The organism is Streptococcus pseudopneumoniae (assembly GCF_038148935.1).
Taxonomy (GTDB): domain Bacteria; phylum Bacillota; class Bacilli; order Lactobacillales; family Streptococcaceae; genus Streptococcus; species Streptococcus pseudopneumoniae_U.
In genome coordinates this window covers 1-2,847 of sequence record NZ_JBBJZX010000142.1, presented here as the reverse complement: position 1 = coordinate 2,847, position 2,847 = coordinate 1, and the positions used below count along the sequence as shown (strand labels likewise).

Annotated in this window: 2 protein-coding genes and 1 pseudogene; 2 read left to right on the top strand and 1 reads right to left on the bottom strand. The window is 39.4% G+C overall.

Features of this window, described 5'->3' with window-relative positions:
* Positions 1–421 (top strand): annotated as a pseudogene (locus tag WKI42_RS10045) (Rpn family recombination-promoting nuclease/putative transposase); the annotation flags it as partial.
* Here WKI42_RS10045 and WKI42_RS10040 read toward each other — a convergent pair.
* On the bottom strand, positions 376–654 hold the full coding sequence (locus WKI42_RS10040; protein WP_368081850.1) for a hypothetical protein: 279 nt from the start codon (positions 652–654) through the stop codon (positions 376–378). The pseudogene WKI42_RS10045 and the gene WKI42_RS10040 sit on opposite strands and share 46 nt — an antisense overlap.
* 483 nt (positions 655–1,137) lie before the next feature.
* On the opposite strand from WKI42_RS10040, the gene WKI42_RS10035 reads away from it, so the two are divergent.
* A partial coding sequence (locus WKI42_RS10035; protein WP_368081849.1) for a DUF1542 domain-containing protein occupies positions 1,138–2,847 on the top strand: 1,710 nt, incomplete at its 3' end.

The window sequence follows — 2,847 nt, the reverse complement described above, 5'->3', positions numbered from 1 at the left end:
CAAGCCGTGGTTGGAGTTTTTCGGCAACAAACCCTTTACCCAGCAACCTGAGCGTGCCATCAGCCAAGCAGACCAACTGCTAGACTACAAGAGCTGGTCCGAGGAGGACAGGAAGATGTTTAGTCAACTACGTATGCGAGAAGAACAAGCATTATTAGCACAGGACTATGCCTTGGAACAAGCAGAGGAAAAAGGTTTAGAGCGTGGTCTTGAACGCGGTCGTGCAGAGGGGATTGAACAAGGTTTAGAGCGTGGTCTTGAACGTGGTCGAGCTGAGGGTCTTGAACAGGGACTGGAGCGTGGGAAAGTCGAAGGAAGTTTGTCCATGCTACTAAATCTAGTCCGTCAAGGTATTCTAACTTCTGAGGTTGCCAGTCAGCAACTGGGCATGACTGTCACTGAGTTTGAGGCATTGTTGTAAGAATAGCAATAATGGTCAAGCACGCCATCTAGCCAAGATGTGCTTTTTGTACTAAAAATACAGGCAAGCGTTTTTGCTTTAGTTTCTTTATCCTTTATCTCTCCTTTTGCTTTATTTATTTGCAGGAATTTTGGAGAGACTTTGGGTATGATTTTGCTATCAGTCTTTCTCTTTGCTTCTTTCCTATATTTATCTGGGCTTTTATGAGTCAGGCTATGGCTGATTTTTGTCATGGCTAGTCTACCTCTGCTACTCGACAAAGCTGGGAGAGCCTACATCAAGTGATTTGGTTAAGGAGTTATATCAAATAATATCTCAGGATTTCTGATTTTTCGGAGAGCCTGTTTTTTTATTTGCTGAGTCTAGGATAGGTCTTTCTGGCGATAGATAGCAAGACGAGCAGTTCCGTTCGAATGTTATATAAATTTAAAATTTCTGAAAATAATGAAAAATATACTAAATTTACAAATAAGAAGCCTCTAAATCCTTTAAAATAAGCAACTTGCATATATATATATATCATTACTGATTTATTAAAACAAAGTAAACTTGAAGGATGGAAGTTAAGTTGATATAATGAAGTGTTAGTAAATACTGGGCTTTTTGTCATTTGTTTAAGATGAGAAAAGGTCATGTTTTCCTGTTTTTATGGCGAGTTGATGCCTGCTTGAATATGGCTAGAGGAGCAAAGACAGGGTAGAAAGAAAGGAAAAACTATGAAACAGTTTAAAATGAATGAGCGCCAACGCTTTTCTATACGCAAGTTTTCAATTGGAGCAGCCTCAGTCTTGCTAGGGTCTGTCTTTTTTGTAGCCAATCCAGCGACAGAAGTGCAGGCGGCGGAAGCAAGTACAGAAGTGGTCGCTCAGGATAGGGATGTCAAGCCTGACAATTCATCTGCCCTAAGCTCATCAGAGACAAGCAGTCAAAATCTTAACGTAGAACAAGAAGGAGCTAAAGCAAACACTCAAGGAAGAGAGAAAAAAGAGCCAGGAACTCCATCTAAAGATGATGAAGGAAAAGCTAGCTCGATAGTAGATAAGCCAGATGAAGAAAAAGGCGGTAGTGGGGCTAAACCTGTATCTGGTGAATTATCTACTGTGTCCGAGGTAGAAAAAGATAAAAAAGAAGCTCAACCAGAGTTAGCAGAAAGATCCTCAATTAACAAAGAGGAAGTTAATGGAGTGGATAAGCCGGATCAATCCCAAGAAGAAGATGGGTATCAGTTATATGATAAATTGATAGATGCATCTAAAAAATTGAAAGAATCCAATCCTGAGTCGGCAGCAGATTTTAAAAACTTAGCAGATACCATCAACGAAAAGTTAGGACTTTCAGACGACGGAAAGATTTCTGGAGAACTTGTCGAAAGAGCTCACAAGTTACTGGATGGTAATCAGATAGACAAAGCCGAAATAGAAGGAGCTAATAACTCTAGGAGAAGAAAACGTGATACAGAATTGACGGATGTTCAGATTGGACGTTGGAATGGGACGAGGAAAAAATTCGATTCCTCAACATTATTTGTTAATCCAGGTGGTCTTGGATTAGCAGGAAATAATATGCAAATTAAAGCAATATCTAATTCAGATCCCATAACAGATATTTCTGTAACTGGTGATGATGGTTTAGGTTTGAAGAAAACTAAAGGTGGTCTTAATACAAGAGAAGCAACATTGTCATTTACAGGGAACACTCCTAGTAAAGGAAGTTGGGTATTAACGGTTACAGTTACTACGGCTAAGGGAACAAAAACTGCTATATTTGGTTATGCGACTCCGGCTCCGACCCCAACAATTACAACGCCTGCAAATAATTTAAAGGGGAAATCAGAAGATAAACCAGAAGTTGATGTTACTCTTAATGAAACTCCTAATTTGACTCTTCCAGATGGAATCAAGATGAAAGTATATTTGATTAGGGGTGGAGGAGACTCAAGGGATTATGGTGGTGCCGCTAACGGTGCATATCCTTATAATTATAATATTCTTGCTACTGCAGAAGTAAAATCAGATGGTACAGCAAAAATAACATCTAATGATTATGTGGTATCTAAGATAGGAGAGGGGGAAGTTAGAGCTATTACTGTATACGAACTTCCTAAGACAGGTCCTGATAAAGATGTGGGGGAACGAGGATCATTTCGTAGTGCACCTGTTACAGTAACGGCTAAACCTACAACTCCTGTATTGGATAAGGCTGGTGCTACGAAAGAGGTTAACGATGCCTTCACTACTAAAACAGGTCAAATAGATAACGATAATGATTTGACTACTGAAGAAAAATCTAAAGTAAAAGGTTTAGCAGAGACAGCTAAAAATAGTGCCATTACCAAAATAAATGATGCACAAACTGAAACGGATTTGAATACAGCGAAAACAGAAGGAATCAGCAATATTCAAAATGTAGCTCTAACAGGAACAACC

What these genes read in the sequence shown, in the direction of transcription:
- WKI42_RS10040 (WP_368081850.1), bottom strand. Translation starts at nt 654, where the DNA reads ATGACAAAAATCAGCCATAGCCTGACTCATAAAAGCCCAGATAAATAT.